This is a genomic window from Streptomyces sp. NPDC001410, assembly GCF_042895235.1.
Taxonomy (GTDB): Bacteria; Actinomycetota; Actinomycetes; order Streptomycetales; family Streptomycetaceae; genus Streptomyces.
Genome location: NZ_JBIAWE010000015.1, coordinates 79776 through 94800 on the forward strand (window position 1 = coordinate 79776; position 15025 = coordinate 94800).

A 15025-nucleotide genomic window follows, 5' to 3' on the forward strand; every position below is an offset into this window, starting at 1 on the left:
CAGACGGCACTGACATCCGCATCGACCTGTGGATTCAGCGCCCTGCATCCCTGGGATGAGTCCCGCCGCCGGGTGCCATCCGCGGAGGGATGCCCGGGTCCCCGTCGCCCCTCTAGCGTCCTGTCCATGGTCACTGAGGTGAGAACGGGAGACACCGTCGTACGGCTCGACGGGGTGCGCAAGGAGTACGGCGAGACGGTCGCCCTCGACGGGGTCACGCTGGAGATCCGGGCCGGGGAGGCGGTCGCGGTGATGGGGCCCTCGGGATGCGGCAAGTCCACGCTGCTCAACATGATCGCCGGTCTCGACCGGCCGTCGGCCGGCACCGTCGTCGTACACGGCGAGAACGTCGGGGAGTTGAGCGAAAAGGGGCTCGCCCTGTACCGGCGGCGCCGGATCGGCATGATCTTCCAGTTCTTCAACCTCATCGACGACCTGTCGGCCCTCGACAACGTGGCCCTGGCCGGCCAGTTGACCGGCACACCGGCCCGGCAGGCCCGGCGGCGGGCACTGGAGCTGTTCGGGGAACTCGGCATCGCCGACCGCCGCAACGCCTACCCCGCGGTGCTCAGCGGCGGTGAGCGGCAACGGGTCGCCGTGGCACGGGCGTTGATGAACCGTCCCGCGCTGCTGCTGGCCGACGAGCCGACCGGCGCGCTGGACAGCAGGGCCGGGGAGCAGGTGATGGACCTGCTGCTCGACCTGAACCAGATCGGCCAGACCCTGATCATCGTGACGCACGACCGGCATCTCGCGCGGCGCTGTGCGAGCCGGCTGGTGGAGGTCGCCGACGGCCGGGTGACCGGCGAGCACACCCTGGAGCCGTCCGCATGAGGGCGGTGTGGAAGGCCGCGCGGGCGGCCGTACGCCGGCGCAGACTTCAGACGCTGGTCATCTGGCTGGTCACGCTCGTGTCGACGGGGTCGCTCGTGGTCGCGCTCGGCCTGGTCGACGCGGCGTCCGCGCCCTTCGACCACGTCTTCGGGAAACAGCACGGGCCGCATGTCGTCGCCGCGTTCGACTCGGCCGAGGTGTCGGACGCCCAACTGGCGCACGCGGCCCGGCAGTCCGGGGTCGAGGCGGTGGCCGGACCGTTCCGGCAGGCTTCGGTGGACCTTCCGCGCGGTGCGGGCGACTTCGGTCTCGGCGGCGAGGTCACGCTGGTGGGGCGTCCCGGTCCTGGTGGCCCGGTGGACCGGGTGAACCTGTGGGCGGGCCGGTGGCCCACCCGGCCCGGGGAGATCGTCCTGAACCGGCAGTCCGACTGGACCGCTGACGACATGGGCAAGAAGTTCCGCGTGCCGTCGGGGCCCACGCTGACGATCGTCGGGTTCGCCTTCGACCTGAGCCACACGGCGGACGCCTGGGTCACCCCCGACCAGATCGCGGCCCTGCACCCGACCGGCACCCAGATGCTGTTCCGGTTCCGGGACGCGTCGTCGGAGCGCGCGCTGCGCGCGGGTATGGCCGACGTGACCGAGGACCTGCCGAAGGGTGCGCTCGCCGGATCGGAGACGTATCTGGCGCTGAAGCACCGGATCGGCAGCACCGCGCGCGCGTACGCGCCGTATCTGATGGCGTTCGGTGTCCTGGGCATCCTGGTGGCCGTGCTGATCGTCGCCAACGTGGTCGGCGGGGCGGTGGTCTCCGGGTTCCGGCACATCGGCATCCTCAAGGCGCTGGGGTTCACGCCGGGGCAGGTGCTGGGCGTCTACCTCGTGATGATCTCCGTACCGTCGGTCCTGGGCTGTGCGCTCGGCACACTCGCCGGCAACCTGGTGGCGCGCCCGTTCTTCCAGTTCGTGTTCACCGGGCCGAACTCGGGGGTGCTGCACGACAGCGTCGGTATCGCGCCCTGGGTGAACGCGCTCGCCCTGCTCGGCATGCCGCTCGTGTGCGTGCTGGCGGCGCTGGGGCCCTCGCTGCGGGCGCGCCGGATGTCGGCGGCGCGGGCGATCAGTGCCGGAAGTGCGCCGCGTGCCGGACGGGCGCTGGGCATCCAGCGGCGCCTGGCGGGTGCCCGGTTGCCCCGGTCCGTGAGCCTCGGCGTGGGGCTGCCGTTCGCCCGTCCGGCGCGCAGCGCGCTCACGCTGGCCGCCGTGGCCCTCGGCGTGACGACGGTGACGTTCGCGACCGGGCTGGCGGCGACGCTGACCGACTTCGGGAATGCGGGACAGCGCGCGTTCGACGTCACCGTGTACGTGGGCAACTACCGGCACGGCACGGAGGTGCGGCCGGTGCACAGCGACCGGCAGCTCCAGGCGATGCTGGAGTCGTTGCCGGGAGCGACCCGGGTCACGGCGCGGTCGGACGAGGAAGCGCTCCTCGTCGGCTCCACCCAGGTGGTCATGTTCGAGGGCCGGCGCGGGGACGTGCCCCTGGACAGCGTCCTGATCCGGGGCCGCTGGACGCACCGCACCGGGGAGGTCGTGGCCGGCACGGCGTTCCTGCACCGGACCGGCACGCACGTCGGCGATCAGCTGCGGCTGCGCAAGGGCGGCCGCGAGGAGCGGTTGACCATCGTCGGCGAGACCATGCTGGACAACGACCGGCTGGTCGTCGGCGCCTGGCCGACGGCCACGGCCCTGATGCCGGACGTGAAGCCCATCGCCTACCACGTCAGACTCCGCGAGGGCGCCGATCAGCAGGCGTACGCGCGCGCGGTGCGGGCGGCCGACCCGGGTCTGTCCCTCCAGCTGAGCGGTCCGAACAACGTCACCCGCACCATCGTCGGCTCCGCGACCGCGCTCACCCTGATGCTGGCCCTGGTCTCCTCGCTCGGCGTGTTCAACACGGCCGTGCTCAACACCCACGACCGGCGCCGCGACCTCGGCATGCTCAAGTCGATCGGCATGACCCCGCGCCAGGTCACGGTGATGACGGTGACCTCCATGGCGGTGCTCGGCGCGGTGGGCTCCCTGCTCGGGATCCCGCTGGGGATCGTCGGCTACGAGCTGGTGATCCCGCGGATGGCGGCCGGGATCGACATCACCCTCCCGGCGTACATGACGGACGTCTGGCACGCCCCGACGTTGGCCGCTCTGGCCCTGGCGGGGCTCGTGATCGCGGTCCTGGGCGCGCTCGTTCCCGCCCGCCGTGCCGCCCGCCTGACCGTCGCGGAGGTCCTGCGCAGCGAGTGACCAGCAGGCCCCCGGGGAGCCCGCCGCCGCAACCGGTCAGGATCGGAGAAGCGGGGCCGGGCTCCCCCGCCCTAGCGTGAGAGCACCGACGGAGACCCGTCGGCCCACGCACCTCGAAGGAGTGAGTTCCATGACCGCCGGCCTGCAGACGATCATCTACCCCGTCAAGGACAAGGACCGGTCCAAGGCCCTGTTCACCGCCCTGCTGGGCATCGAGCCGTACGTCGACCAGCCCTACTACGTCGGTTTCAAGGCCGCCGGACAGGATGTGGGCCTCGACCCGAACGGGCACGCGCAGGGGCTGACCGGGCCGGTGCCGTTCTGGCATGTCACCGATCTGCGGGAGCGGCTCGCCGCGCTGCTGGAGGCGGGCGCGGAACTGCTCCAGGACGTGCGGGACGTCGGCAACGGCAGGTTGATCGCCTCGGTGAAGGACCCCGACGGCAACCTGGTGGGGCTGCTCCAGGACCCGTCCGCCTGAGGCCCGTACGAGTGCTTGCACCCGCACTAGTTGCACACTCAATAATTGGCCGAATCGGTGCTACGGTGCGGGTATGGCAGTCAAGACGGCCGACACCCGGCTCGAGGAGCGGTGGCGGGACATCCTCACGCTCCACGCGCACACGATGTGCGAGATCGACCGTGCCCTGCACCCGCACGGGCTGGGCGCGAGCGACTTCGAGGTACTGGACATCCTCGCCACCGCCGCGCCCGAGGAGGGCGACCAGTGCCGGGTGCAGAACCTGGTCGGACGGGTCCATCTCAGCCAGAGCGCGCTGTCCCGGCTGATCGGCCGCCTGGAGAAGGAGGGCCTGGTCGAGCGCTCGGTGTGCGTGGAGGACCGGCGCGGGGTGTGGGTCGCGCTCACGGACAAGGGCCGCGCCCTGTACGCCGAGGTACTGCCACTGCAGCGGGCCGTGCTGGAGCGGATGCTGGCCGAGCAAGCCGGCTAGAGCGTCAGCTCCGCCCCGTCCGGCAGGACCTCCACCCCGCGCTCGGCCACGCGCGCGCGTGCCCGTGAGGCGGGGTCGAGCAGCGGGTTGGTGTTGTTGAGATGGGTGTAGATCCGGCGCGCGCCCGGATGGCGGGCCAGTGCCTCCAGTGAGCCGTCGGGGCCCGTGACCGGCAGATGTCCCATGGCCGCCTGCCCGGCACCGGTCCGCACCGCACTACCCATCTCGTCGGCCGCGAAGAACGTGCCGTCCAGCAGCACGCAGTCGGCCGACGCGCACAGCTCGTCCAGCACGGGGCTCCAGGCGCCGACGCAGGGCGCGTACACCAGCACTCCCCCGCTGGCCAGGTCCTCGACGCGGTACGCCGTCACCCACGGGCCGCCGGTCCCGGGCGCCTGTGCCGGTACGTACTTCGGGATCTTGGTGCCCATCGGATGGGCCGTGACGACCAGTCCGCCGGACAGCACGAAGCCGCCGTCGGCCACGCTGTCGGCCCACTCCCAGGAGGCGTAGCGGTCCAGGGCGGCGCGGGCGGGCGTGAGGACGGCGCGGACCGGCGGGGCCGCATAGACCTTCAGGCCCGCCGCTCCGCGCAGCTCGGTCAGACCGGTGACGTGGTCCGCCTCCGCATCGGTGAGCAGTACCCCGCGCAGCGGCGTGTCCCGGGGCCCGGGGCCGGGCCGGAGGACTGGGGTGGCGATGAGCTGGGTGCGCAGATCGGGCGACGCGTTGAGCAGCCACCAGTCACGGCCGTTGCCGGTGACGGCGGCACACTCCTGGGTCCGGGAGGGCAGTTTCCCGTCCCGGGCGGCCGCGCACAGCGCGCAGGCGCAGTTCCACTGCGGGAAGCCGCCTCCGGCGGCGGTACCCAGCAGGACGACCCTCACGGCCATCGGCTCCTTCGCATGCGACGGACCTTCCGGTGGGATCTTCCCGCCTGAGGGCGGGGTGACTACTCGGAGACGGGGGGCAGTTCCGGCCGTCCTGCACCGGGCCGGCGGTCCACGGGGCGCCGCGGCGGGATGGGCCCGCCGGAGAAGTCGCGGGGGCCGGTCCACAGACCCGGCACCGCGTCGCAGCGGCGGCACAGCTCGTACGCGACCGCCTCGTAGTTGACCCGCCAGCCCTGGAAGTGCGGCCAGGCCTCCTTCGGGCTGCGTTCCGCACGGAAGCCGGCCGTCCCCAGCATGGCCACCGCCTCGTCGAACTCCTCGAAGGTCAGCAGGATCGGACTGCCCGGCGAGGGATCCGGGTCGAAGGGGATGCGCACCACGCGGGCGATGTCGCGCAGGGCCGTGAACCCGGCGCGCAGCACCAGACGGGCCTCCGGCGGTGCGAGCCGCGGGTCCAGCGCGAGCTGCAGGGCGGCCGCGTCCATGACGGCGACGAGCCCGACCAGCCAGCTGCGGTGCGGGCGCGGGGAGCGGAACGTCAGCAGGATCGGGTACGTGGAGTGGCTCTCGCCCATGTCCGAGGCGAGGCGCTCCCAGGCCCGGTACAGCTCGGGCAGCGCGGTCTCGGTCTCGACCAGCCACTGCCGGGCGAGGATCTCCGGCCCCCAGGCGGGCTCGCCGGCTCGCGCCTGGAGCAGGGTGACCTCCAGCTCACGACGGTTGTAGGCGGCGTAGAGGGTGGGCAGGTAGGCGATCTGGAGGGCGATCAGGACGGGTCCGGTGGCCGCGGCCATGAAGTCGAGCACGGACAGTTTCAGCCGGGCACCGCTCGCGAACCCGAGCGTGAACAGGCTGGATCCCGCCTCGCGGAAGGCGGTCGTCCAGGACAGCGGGGACGCCGCGTACAGCAGGAGGCCGAAGCCGAGCAGGGCCCCCCCGAGCCAGGTGACGAGCATGCCGATCAGCATCAGCGGGGCGAGCCAGGTCTGGGCGCGGTCGATGGCGTGGTAGCCGCCGCGCGGGGCGGCGAGCCTGAGGAGCCTGCGCAGCAGCCACCACAGGCGGAACACCAGCGCGGAGTAGAGGCCTCGGGGGACTACGAGGGTGCGCAGGATGCTGGTCAGGACCAGCACCAGTACTAGCCCGCCTGCAGCTCCGGAGATCCATTGCATGCGGTCATTTTGTCGTGGTTCACCTTGCGAGCAGTGTGCGGACTCCGTGTGACGTCAGCGTCAGGCCGTGGGTCGAGTTGCCGTCTATGGCCAGGGAGAGGTCGTCGTCGGGCCAGTGGGCGGCCAGTGTGCCGAGCGGTACCAGGTGGTAGCGGGAGACGAAGGGCAACAGGTCGGCCATCGCTCCCTCCGAGGTGAACACGGGGACTACGGATTCGCCTCCGGCCTGTTCCATGACGGGCAGGGCGATCGTCGAGCCGTCGCCGTCGCCGTCCACCGCGTCGTCCGGCACGGGGACGAGCACGTCGCAGTGGGCGAGGGTGTCCAGGGCGGCTTGGTCCTCGGCGTTCACGGCCAGCGCGTCCAGCGCCTGCTGGGCCGGCGTCGGAAGGTCGTCGTGTGCGGGTGTTTCCATGGCAGATCCCCAGGTAGCGGCGGTCGTACGGCCACGCGCGCGGGCCGACGCCCGGGCGTGCTCCGCTCGCGTACCCCGTGCGGCCGAGGGCATGCGTGAGGATTCCGGGGAGGGCGGGTGTCCGTCTTGGCGGGTCAGCCGGAAGTGGTCGGGGTCGAGCAGGCCGTCGACGTGCTCGACGAAGGAGCCGTCGGCCGCCCGGCTGGTGCGCCGCGCGTCGAGGAACGAGTCCCCCGGCTTCCGCCGCAGCAGCTCCGCCTCGGTGTACCTGCCGTCGGGCGCGCTCACGGCTCGGGTCCGGGCGGTAGGCCATGATCTCCAGCATGGCAGAGGGCTACGGCTTCGCCGACCAAATCGTCAACGTCCTGCCGGTCTCCTCGTCGGTGAGAGGGACGGACGGCTCGGGCGTGCTGCCGACCGAGCCGATCCAGCGGAGGAGCTTGTCGCGGGCCACGTCCTCGCTCTCCCACCAGCCGTGCTGTACGGGCTGACCGCTGGTGCTGAGCAGCAGGTGGTATCTGCCGGTGTTGTCCTGTGCCAGCGAACGTTGACTGCTTGCCATCGAAGATTGGGCGGTGGGGATCAAACGCCCTCCGGCAAGCCGAGGATGCAGCCAGTCGTGACGGCCCGCTCTACCTGACCGGACCTTCATCTTCTCCTGGCTGTTCGTCAGGCATGTCCAGGATGGCCTCTCGGGTGTACTGAGGGCTCCCTGGGGGTGGGGCCGTCCCAGGGGCCATGAGTTCGGCGAGGAGCCTGCTCAGGTCATCCGTGGAGAGCGCCAGGCCCAGGGTCTGCACGATGCGCAGAGCACAGTCCCGGATGGACTGAGCGTCCTCCTCGGGCGCCGCCGTGCTCCTGATCTCGTCACACACTCGGCTGAACTGCTCAGCGCTGATCGTTGGCCGACTCACCGGTTGCGCCATGGTGCGCTCCTCCTGGAAGAACGGGCCGTTCCACCCGCTCTTCTAGAAAGCGCCGAGCACACCCCAACGGCAACTGGAGAGAGCCAGCGCGCAGGCGCTTGACCAGAGCCGCTCAGACTTCGTTGGCACGCGCTCAAGGTGCGCTGTCACAGGACAGGTGTCGTTGGTGCTGATCACACCCTCATCATAGAATCGAACACATGACCGAACTGCTGCCTGACTCGCCACGCCTCCGAGCGATCCTGGCGCACCCGGAGCGGCAGCTCGCCGACAACGAGACCATCGGGATCTACCTGCGGCTCCAGGTCGACACCGTCCGGAAGACGCTCGCCGCGGCCGAGGAGCCGGCGCCGGGCAGGCGGCAGCTCCCCCAACCTCAGCGGCCGGCGCTCGAGGCACCCGCACAGCAGGCGAGCGGATACAAGCTGGAGAAGAGGTTGCGTGAGAACCACCCGCTCGGCGCTGCCATCCACCTCGCCGACTGCACCATCTGCATCAGATTCGTGCCGAACGCGCCAGCGCCGTCGTCGGTTCATCGCGTTCCGGGCGTCGCTGTCGGTGGGATACGTGAGACTGTCGATGGGGTGATCGGTTATCTCGTCGTGGGTATCGAGCTGGTGCTCGGGGTCGCGATCGCTCTGCTCTTCATTCCTGGACCGGTTCAGCGCTGGTGGTTGAGGTTTTGGGAGGGCTTCGAGCGGCTGCGCGTCGCCTCGGGGGTGCATCGAGCTACTCCGCTTCTGACGCAGATGCTGCTGCTGCCGCCTCGAATACGAGATCGGGTCGACGGCCACGGATTGGCCCCTCTGTATGTCATGCGGTGGTGGCGCGCTCTACCCCTGGCCATGCCGATCAAGACACTCCGGTTTCTCTTGCTGCTGTTCGTCTTGTTGAACGTCGACGACATGGCCGACTGGGAGCATCTGCGGTAGAGCGCGGATCCGGGACCGCAGCCTGGCGTGGTGCAGGCACTGCTCAGCCACATCGTGGCTGTGCCGATGCCGGTGCGTACCTGGGGCTTTGGCGCGATCGGCAAAGTAGCGAAACTCTTGGCCATCGCCCTGATCTTGGTGGCCGAAGTGCTGCTCATCGGTGAGCGGGGCGTGGAAGACGGAGCAGCCCAGTGCGCCACGGTTCTCCGTCGCTGGGAGGAAACCCAGCCGGACTGCCAGATCCCGCGAGTTTCCATGCGACCGGTTGAGCAAGCCATCTGGATGGCCCATCGCACCCGCCGCGCCAGAGCCAGACGGCACAACGAGCGGCAGTTCAAGGCACATGCCGCACTGGTGGTGGGCGCGCTACGAAGGGCCGAAGCGCGGCAGGACTCCGAGCCGGGCCGCGCCCTTGAAGACCTCATCGTGATGCTGCTGACAATCGCCGAACGCTACGCCGAGGGCCGCATCGACGACCTTCTCGACGCAGATCAACTTGCCGGTGCGGATCCGGCCGCGCCGAGGGAGCGATTGCGGATGCTCGTGTTCGTGCTGGTCATGGCTTGTGCGGCCATCCTGGGGTTGCCCGAGGCTGCACTCGTCCCTTTGCTGCCGGTGGTGGTGTGTTTGTCGCGGTCATCTTCAACCGCGGCCGGATGCCAACTGCGGGGCAGCTCACCGATTTGATCATCCCTCGGTGAAACTGAACAGCCCATGTTGAAGCCCCACCCGCCTCACCACCTAGGACACCGTCTTAGGACCGGGATCAGAATGAGGTGCTTGCCGTTTAGGAATGACGGGATGTCAGTTCTCGTTGCCAGGCAGGGGGTGAGCGCGACCGAAACGCGTAGTGGGGCAAGCCGAGGCTGGTCGAGGACGGGCCCAGGAAATGGCCCAGGCGCTACTGCGCGGGCGGCTTGCTTGGCGGCTCCCAGCCGTGGGTGAGGATGTCGAAGATTGCCTCGACGGCGGCCCGGCGGTCCTGCCGGCCACGAGCGAGCACCGGGATCTCGAGTACGAATCGGGCAAGAGCCACACATGCGAGGTTGTCGTGGTCCACGCCGAACTCGTCGGCGATGACTGCGCTGAGGCTGTCGGTGTACCGGGTCCACATGCGTTCGGCGTAGGCGCGCAGCACCGGCGTGGAGTTCACCAGGTTGGTGAACTCGGCCGCCTGAGGATGTGCCTCGATCAATGGCCAGGTGTCCAGGACGTGCTGTCGAAGGGCGTCGGGGATGCTCTGACCGGAGGGCCGCTGCCGCACCGCGGCGATCAACTGCGACTCCCGGTCTTCGTCCTGGTCGAATACCAGCGCTTCCTTGCCGCTGAAGTGCTTGAACACCGTAGCGGTCGACACGTCGGCGGCGTCGGCGATGTCACGGATGCTCACCTGATCGTAGCCGTGCTCCAGGAAGAGTTGCAGTGCGGCGTCGGCGATCGCCTGCCGGGTGGCCGCCTTCTTGCGGTCGCGGCGGCTGGCAGAGGGCACGGTCATGGCTAGAGCATACCCGATAGTCGAATCAGTTGCTAAGTAGAGTCGTTGCACTTTTCTACTCGCTCTGATTTTATAGTTATTGTGAGTACCTGAGCGGCACATCCTTGTCGGCCTGGTCATCTGACAGGCCCCTCCGCGTGGCACACCCGATGCCGAAGCCGACAACGCCCGGCCTGCTCGCCCCTCTTCGCCGACTGAAAGGGACAACCATGAACTCCCCAGAACCCGCCCGGGCACGTATCAGCATCATCGGTGCCGGCCCCGGCGGACTGACCTGCGCCCGCATCCTTCAGCAGCGCGGCATAGCGGTCACCGTCTACGACCGCGACCGGGGCCCCGACGCGCGCAACCAGGGCGGCACCCTCGACCTGCACGCCGACAACGGCCAGATCGCCCTGCGCGAAGCCGGTCTGCTCGACGAGTTCTTCAAGCTCGCCCGCCCCGAAGGGCAGGAAATGCGCCAGATGGACCCGACCGGCACGATCACGTCCCATGAAGTCCCGGCGGCCGACGAACTCTTCAAGCCGGAAATCGACCGTGGCCAGCTGCGTAACCTGTTGCTCGACTCCCTGCAACCGGGAACCGTGCACTGGGGCCGCGCCCTCGACACGATCAGTGGACCCGACGACGGGCCGCGGCAATTGCACTTCACCGACGGCACGACCATCCAGACCGATCTGGTCATCGGCGCCGACGGAGCCTCCTCCCGGGTACGCCCGGCCGTGTCCCCCGCCGTCCCCGAGTACACCGGGGTGAGCTTCCTGGAAGCATGGTTCTCAGACGTCGAGAACCGGCACCCGGACATGGCCGAGCTGGTCGGCCAGGGCAGCGCCCACGCAGCCGACGGCAAGCGCGGCCTGTTCGCCCAGCGCAACGATGGAAACCACATCCGCGTCTACATCGTCCAACGAGTCCCGGTCGACTGGATCAGCACGAGTGGCCTGACAGTCGAGGACACCGACGGCATCCGCGCCCTGCTCCTGAGCGAGTACGCCCACTGGTCGCCCCGCATGCGCCGGATGATCACCGAAAACGACGGCCCCTACGTCGACCGCCCGATCTTCGCCCTCCCGGTCCCGCACACCTGGGAACACAACCCGACGGTGACCCTGCTCGGAGATGCCGCCCACCTCATGCCCCCGCTCGGTGTCGGCGTCAACCTCGCCATGCTCGACGCCAGCGAAATCGCACTCGCTCTCGCGAACACCGCCACCGTCGCCGACGCGATCCGCACCTACGAGAAGACCATGCTCCCCCGCTCCACCGAGACGGCCAAGGCCCTCGAAGGCGGCGCCGAACACCTGCTGTCCGCCGACGTACCCGATCTCGGCAGCAACAACGACGCCCAGCACTGAGGACTGACTGAGGTCTTCAGCCGTCGCCAGCAGATGACGGCGCAGCCGAGGGAGATGAAGGCTTGGTGGATGTCGTCGCTGGTCCCCCAGCGGATGCGTAGGCGCCGGAACCAGCGCAGCAGCGCGATGGCGCCCCCTACGACCCAGCGGTGGACTCCGAGGCCGGAGCCGTGTTCGGCGCCACGTCGGGCGATGACCGGGGTGATCTCGAGCCGGCGGACCTTGTCGCGGTAGACATCGTGGTCATAGCCGCGGTCGGCGTAGACCCGGCGGGGGCGGCGCAGGGGTCGGCCGCTCCTGCCGCGGATCGGCGGAGCGCCCTGGATCAGCGGGATCAGCTGGGTGACGTCATTGCGGTTCCCACCGGACAGGGTCACCGCCAGAGGGATGCCGTGGGCCTCGACCATCACGTGGTGTTTACTGCCGGCCTTGCCCCGGTCCACCGGGGAGCGCCCGGTAGCTGGCCCGCCCTTCATCACGCGCACATGCGAAGAGTCGATGGCGGCCCTGAAGAAGTCCAGCATCCCGGCCGCCCGCAGCTCGCCGAGCAGCAGCTCGTGCAGGCGCTGCCACACCCCGGCCTCGTTCCAGTCCCGCAGCCGCCGCCAGCAGGTCATCCCCGATCCGAAGCCGAGCTCCTGCGGCAGGTGCCGCCACGGGATGCCGGTGTACAGCACGAACAGGATCCCGCACAGCACCCGACGGTCATCGATCCGCCGACGCCCCGGATACCGGAAACGCCGCTCGACCACCGGCAGCAGCGGCTCGATCCGCTCCCACAGAGCGTCCTCGACCAGCCACGGCTTGCTCCCAGCACGCGTCTCGGCCGGACCCACCCCCTGTCCGGCAGGTACCAACGCGAACTGACAGTCCGTCACTCCCGAGCGGCGAACACCTCATTCTGATCCCAGTCCTTAGCGAGTCGAAACCTTCGCACCGAACCAGGGCCAGAACAGCGTGCGCGAGGTGCCCTTGCGCTCCGCGTCCCCGATCACGTCGAGTCCGTGCGTCTCCAACTGGATCTGCCGGCCGGTGGATCTGCTGTCGAGGGAGTCCTGCGGATGCGTCATCGCCGACCAACCTGTCCCTATCTGTCCAGACGTGTCCAGGCGAGGCTAGGTCGGTGCGTGGGCGGTCGCAAGGGAGACAGCAGGGCGGCGGCAGTGTCGGAGGCGGTCCGCCGGGGCTTCATCGGCCTCGGGCAGGAGACGGACCGCTGCCCGGGCGGACGGCGGGCATCGCGAGGTCGACCGGTCCCGGCGTGCCCGCGCTCTTGCAGGAGTCGTGGCAGTCCTTCTCCAGGCTGCAGCACAGCGAGCAGATCGCGCCCTGGTGGAAGGGGCAGCCGGCCATGTCCGGCCGCTCGAACTCGGTCGTGCACACCGAGCAGGTCAGGGTGGCTGCCGAGGGCAGCCCGTCGGCGCCCAGCAGTGGTTCGTCCAGGTCGTCGACGCGGGCGATGTAGTAGCGCCCCTTCGTGAGCACCGCGAACAACGGCGAGAGCACCATCGCCAGGAACAGCGCGACGAACGGCGAGAACGCCTTGCCGTAGGCGCCGAACGCCTCGAAGTAGGCGGCGATGGACACCGCGGAGGCGATCAGCATCGAGCCGAAGCCGACCGGGTTGAAGTGGTACAGGTGGGCCCGCTTGAACTCGATGTACGAAGGACTCAGCTTCAGCGGCTTGTTGATCACGAGGTCGGCGACGACCGCCCCGATCCAGGCGATGGCCACGTTGGAGTAGAACCCGAGGACCGTGTTGAGGAAGCCGAAGACGCCGCCCTCCATGAGGGCCAGCGCGATACCGACGTTGAGGAAGATGTAGACCACGCGCCCCGGGTGACGGTGTGTCAACCGGGAGAAGAAGTTGGACCAGGACAGCGAACCGGAGTACGCGTTGGTGGAGTTGATCTTTATCTGGGAGAGGATGACGAAGAACGTGGCGAGGCCCAGCGCGACGGGTGCGGCGAAGGTCCCGAACCCGTGGACGTACTGCTGGATCGGCTCGTTGGCCTTGGACAGCCCGACGCTGCCGGCGATGAAGAAGGCCAGGAAGGCACCGCCGATCTGCTTCAGCGCGCCCAGGACCACCCACCCGGGCCCGGCGCCCAGCACTGCGGCCCACCACCGCCGGCCGTTCTCCGGTGTCTTGTCGGGCATGAAGCGCAGGTAGTCGACCTGTTCGCCGATCTGTGCGATCAGCGACAGCGCGACACCCGCACCCGCCCCGACACCGAGCATGCTGATGCTCGACCCGGTGGGCGAGTCGCCCGCGAAGTGGGTGAACTCCGAGAACTTTCCTGGCTCCTGGATCGCGATGGACACGAACGGCGCGACCATCAGCACCAGCCAGACCGGCTGGGTCCACACCTGCATCCTGGACAGCGCGGTCATGCCGTAGACGACCAACGGCAGGATGACCAGCGAGCAGATGACGTACCCGAGGGCCAGCGGGATGTGCAGGCCCAGCTCCAGGGCCTGCGCCATGATCGACCCTTCGAGGGCGAAGAAGATGAAGGTGAAGCTGGCGTAGATCACCGAGGTGAGGGTCGAGCCCAGATAGCCGAAGCCCGCACCGCGGGTCAACAGGTCCATGTCGATGGAGTACTTGGCCGAGTAGTACGAGATCGGTATGCCGGTGAGGAAGATGACCACGGCCGCCGCCAGGATCGCCACCATGGCACTGGAGAAGCCGTGGGAGAGGGCGATGGAGCCGCCGATGGCGAAGTCCGCGAGATAGGCGATGCCGCCCAGCGCCGTGGTGGCCACCACGTACGGCGTCCAACGGCGGAAGGACTTGGGCGCGTAGCGCAGCGAGTAGTCCTCGAGCGTGTCGTTCTGCGTCCAGCCGTTGTAGGTACGGCTGCCGGGCGGGGCTGGTGGTGCCTGCTTGTCGACGATCTCCGTCACGGCTCTTCCCTCTTCCGCAGGGGCAGTTCGAGGGAAGGTTGGCGCCGACGTGTTTCCCGCCAGTTTCGAGGCCTTTAAAACCCAGCAAGGTGCCGCAGCAGTCGAAAGTGACGGGACGTCAGGCCGTGAACCGAATGCGTCAGGCCGGATTCCACAGGGTCGTGCGGAGCCGTTCGAAGGCGGTGGGCCTGGGTCGGTCCGGCAGGAAGTCGCGGATGCGCAGGGCGCATTCCTCCGGGGAGAGCAGACTGGTGTCCACGTCGAGGTCGTGGTCGCCGTGCGAGTGCACCTGGTCGTACTGCATGGCGGCCAGCCCCGGTTGCCGGTCGCCCCGCTCGCGCTCACGGCGTTCCAGCTCGGGCAGCGGGCAGCGGACCCCGATCAGGACGGCGTCCTCGGGTACGAGCAGATCGAGGAGGTCGAGCAGCCGCCAGCGGCGGGAGAGCGGATGGTCCACGACCACGTTGTTGCCACCCGCGGCCATCCCGGCGACGGCACGGTGGAAGCCCTTGGCCGTGCGGTCGATCTCGGCCTGGAGGTCCTCGTCGGCTATGGGCTTGTCGCAGCGCATGGAGTGGAACGCGTCGACGGGCATGTGGAACCACGTACCGTCGAGCAGGTCGAGGAGCGCCCGGGCGATGCTGGACTTGCCGGAGCTGGACGTGCCGTTGAGCAGGACGACCGTGCCCCCGGCCGGGGTGTCGGGGATGCGTGCGTGGTGCGGGTCGGCCGTGACCCGAGCCGCCTCGGTCGCCATGGTGGGGTCCTTCCGTCCGCGGGGATCCTGAGCCGGTGTGGCTTCGTGATCATCGCATGGGGGCCGCCCCGGAGCCC

General features: G+C 69.4%; 14 protein-coding genes and 2 pseudogenes. 7 read left to right on the forward strand and 9 right to left on the reverse strand.

Going from position 1 to position 15025, the window contains the following annotated elements; all coding sequences use genetic code 11:
* The first annotated feature begins 126 nt into the window (after window positions 1-126).
* The 4 genes from ACFY3C_RS30360 to ACFY3C_RS30375 all read left to right on the forward strand — a co-directional run bounded on the left by ACFY3C_RS30360 (window position 127) and on the right by ACFY3C_RS30375 (window position 4093).
* A complete protein-coding gene (locus ACFY3C_RS30360) occupies window positions 127-834 on the forward strand; it encodes an ABC transporter ATP-binding protein (protein WP_390773024.1) in 708 nt (235 codons plus the stop codon).
* Window positions 831-3140, forward strand: coding sequence for an FtsX-like permease family protein (locus ACFY3C_RS30365; protein ID WP_390773025.1), 2310 nt, complete (start codon window positions 831-833; stop codon window positions 3138-3140). The genes ACFY3C_RS30360 and ACFY3C_RS30365 overlap by 4 nt, the downstream gene beginning before the upstream one ends.
* 130 nt (window positions 3141-3270) lie before the next feature.
* A complete protein-coding gene (locus ACFY3C_RS30370) occupies window positions 3271-3621 on the forward strand; it encodes a VOC family protein (RefSeq protein WP_386575436.1) in 351 nt (116 codons plus the stop codon).
* Window positions 3622-3694: 73 nt separating this feature from the next.
* A complete protein-coding gene (locus ACFY3C_RS30375; protein ID WP_386575435.1) occupies window positions 3695-4093 on the forward strand; it encodes a MarR family winged helix-turn-helix transcriptional regulator in 399 nt (132 codons plus the stop codon).
* Here ACFY3C_RS30375 and pqqB read toward each other — a convergent pair.
* From pqqB to ACFY3C_RS30395, 4 genes are all read right to left on the reverse strand, one after another.
* On the reverse strand, window positions 4090-4986 hold the full coding sequence (pqqB, locus tag ACFY3C_RS30380) for a pyrroloquinoline quinone biosynthesis protein PqqB (RefSeq protein WP_386575434.1): 897 nt from the start codon (window positions 4984-4986) through the stop codon (window positions 4090-4092). The two genes, ACFY3C_RS30375 and pqqB, sit on opposite strands and share 4 nt — an antisense overlap.
* Window positions 4987-5045: 59 nt before the next feature.
* A complete protein-coding gene (locus tag ACFY3C_RS30385; RefSeq protein WP_390773026.1) occupies window positions 5046-6119 on the reverse strand; it encodes a hypothetical protein in 1074 nt (357 codons plus the stop codon).
* 58 nt (window positions 6120-6177) lie between these two features.
* A complete protein-coding gene (locus tag ACFY3C_RS30390) occupies window positions 6178-6573 on the reverse strand; it encodes an SseB family protein (RefSeq protein ID WP_386575432.1) in 396 nt (131 codons plus the stop codon).
* A gap of 334 nt (window positions 6574-6907) precedes the next feature.
* On the reverse strand, window positions 6908-7135 hold the full coding sequence (locus tag ACFY3C_RS30395) for a hypothetical protein (RefSeq protein ID WP_390773027.1): 228 nt from the start codon (window positions 7133-7135) through the stop codon (window positions 6908-6910).
* A gap of 564 nt (window positions 7136-7699) precedes the next feature.
* Here ACFY3C_RS30395 and ACFY3C_RS30400 point away from each other — a divergent pair.
* Together ACFY3C_RS30400 and ACFY3C_RS30405 are read left to right on the forward strand one after the other, a co-directional pair.
* A complete protein-coding gene (locus tag ACFY3C_RS30400; RefSeq protein ID WP_390773028.1) occupies window positions 7700-8431 on the forward strand; it encodes a hypothetical protein in 732 nt (243 codons plus the stop codon).
* Between the two features lie 30 nt (window positions 8432-8461).
* Window positions 8462-9118, forward strand: coding sequence for a hypothetical protein (locus ACFY3C_RS30405; protein WP_390773029.1), 657 nt, complete (start codon window positions 8462-8464; stop codon window positions 9116-9118).
* Between the two features lie 214 nt (window positions 9119-9332).
* Here the strand turns inward: ACFY3C_RS30405 and ACFY3C_RS30410 are convergent, their stop codons facing one another.
* A complete protein-coding gene (locus tag ACFY3C_RS30410; RefSeq protein WP_390773030.1) occupies window positions 9333-9926 on the reverse strand; it encodes a TetR/AcrR family transcriptional regulator in 594 nt (197 codons plus the stop codon).
* A 209-nt stretch (window positions 9927-10135) separates the two neighbouring features.
* Between ACFY3C_RS30410 and ACFY3C_RS30415 the strand changes: the two genes are divergently transcribed.
* Window positions 10136-11281, forward strand: a complete 1146-nt coding sequence (locus tag ACFY3C_RS30415; protein ID WP_390773031.1) for an FAD-dependent oxidoreductase — start codon at window positions 10136-10138, stop codon at window positions 11279-11281.
* 14 nt (window positions 11282-11295) lie between these two features.
* Here the strand turns inward: ACFY3C_RS30415 and ACFY3C_RS30420 are convergent.
* The 4 genes and pseudogenes from ACFY3C_RS30420 to ACFY3C_RS30435 form a co-directional block, all read right to left on the reverse strand.
* Window positions 11296-12078, reverse strand: a pseudogene (locus tag ACFY3C_RS30420) (IS5 family transposase); the annotation flags it as partial.
* Window positions 12079-12204: 126 nt separating this feature from the next.
* A pseudogene (locus ACFY3C_RS30425) lies at window positions 12205-12351 on the reverse strand (allantoin permease); the annotation flags it as partial.
* Between the two features lie 118 nt (window positions 12352-12469).
* Window positions 12470-14191, reverse strand: a complete 1722-nt coding sequence (locus ACFY3C_RS30430) for a purine-cytosine permease family protein (protein ID WP_390773032.1) — start codon at window positions 14189-14191, stop codon at window positions 12470-12472.
* 139 nt (window positions 14192-14330) lie between these two features.
* The gene (locus ACFY3C_RS30435) at window positions 14331-14948 is read right to left on the reverse strand and encodes an AAA family ATPase (protein WP_390773033.1); all 618 of its coding nucleotides are present in this window, start codon (window positions 14946-14948) and stop codon (window positions 14331-14333) included.
* Window positions 14949-15025: the final 77 nt, after the last annotated feature.

Coding starts and splice junctions, on each gene's coding strand:
- ACFY3C_RS30360 (WP_390773024.1), top strand. CDS start 127: ATGGTCACTGAGGTGAGAACGGGAGACACCGTCGTACGGCTCGACGGG.
- ACFY3C_RS30365 (WP_390773025.1), top strand. CDS start 831: ATGAGGGCGGTGTGGAAGGCCGCGCGGGCGGCCGTACGCCGGCGCAGA.
- ACFY3C_RS30370 (WP_386575436.1), top strand. CDS start 3,271: ATGACCGCCGGCCTGCAGACGATCATCTACCCCGTCAAGGACAAGGAC.
- ACFY3C_RS30375 (WP_386575435.1), top strand. CDS start 3,695: ATGGCAGTCAAGACGGCCGACACCCGGCTCGAGGAGCGGTGGCGGGAC.
- pqqB (WP_386575434.1), bottom strand. CDS start 4,986: ATGGCCGTGAGGGTCGTCCTGCTGGGTACCGCCGCCGGAGGCGGCTTC.
- ACFY3C_RS30390 (WP_386575432.1), bottom strand. CDS start 6,573: ATGGAAACACCCGCACACGACGACCTTCCGACGCCGGCCCAGCAGGCG.
- ACFY3C_RS30395 (WP_390773027.1), bottom strand. CDS start 7,135: ATGGCAAGCAGTCAACGTTCGCTGGCACAGGACAACACCGGCAGATAC.
- ACFY3C_RS30400 (WP_390773028.1), top strand. CDS start 7,700: ATGACCGAACTGCTGCCTGACTCGCCACGCCTCCGAGCGATCCTGGCG.
- ACFY3C_RS30410 (WP_390773030.1), bottom strand. CDS start 9,926: ATGACCGTGCCCTCTGCCAGCCGCCGCGACCGCAAGAAGGCGGCCACC.
- ACFY3C_RS30415 (WP_390773031.1), top strand. CDS start 10,136: ATGAACTCCCCAGAACCCGCCCGGGCACGTATCAGCATCATCGGTGCC.
- ACFY3C_RS30435 (WP_390773033.1), bottom strand. CDS start 14,948: ATGGCGACCGAGGCGGCTCGGGTCACGGCCGACCCGCACCACGCACGC.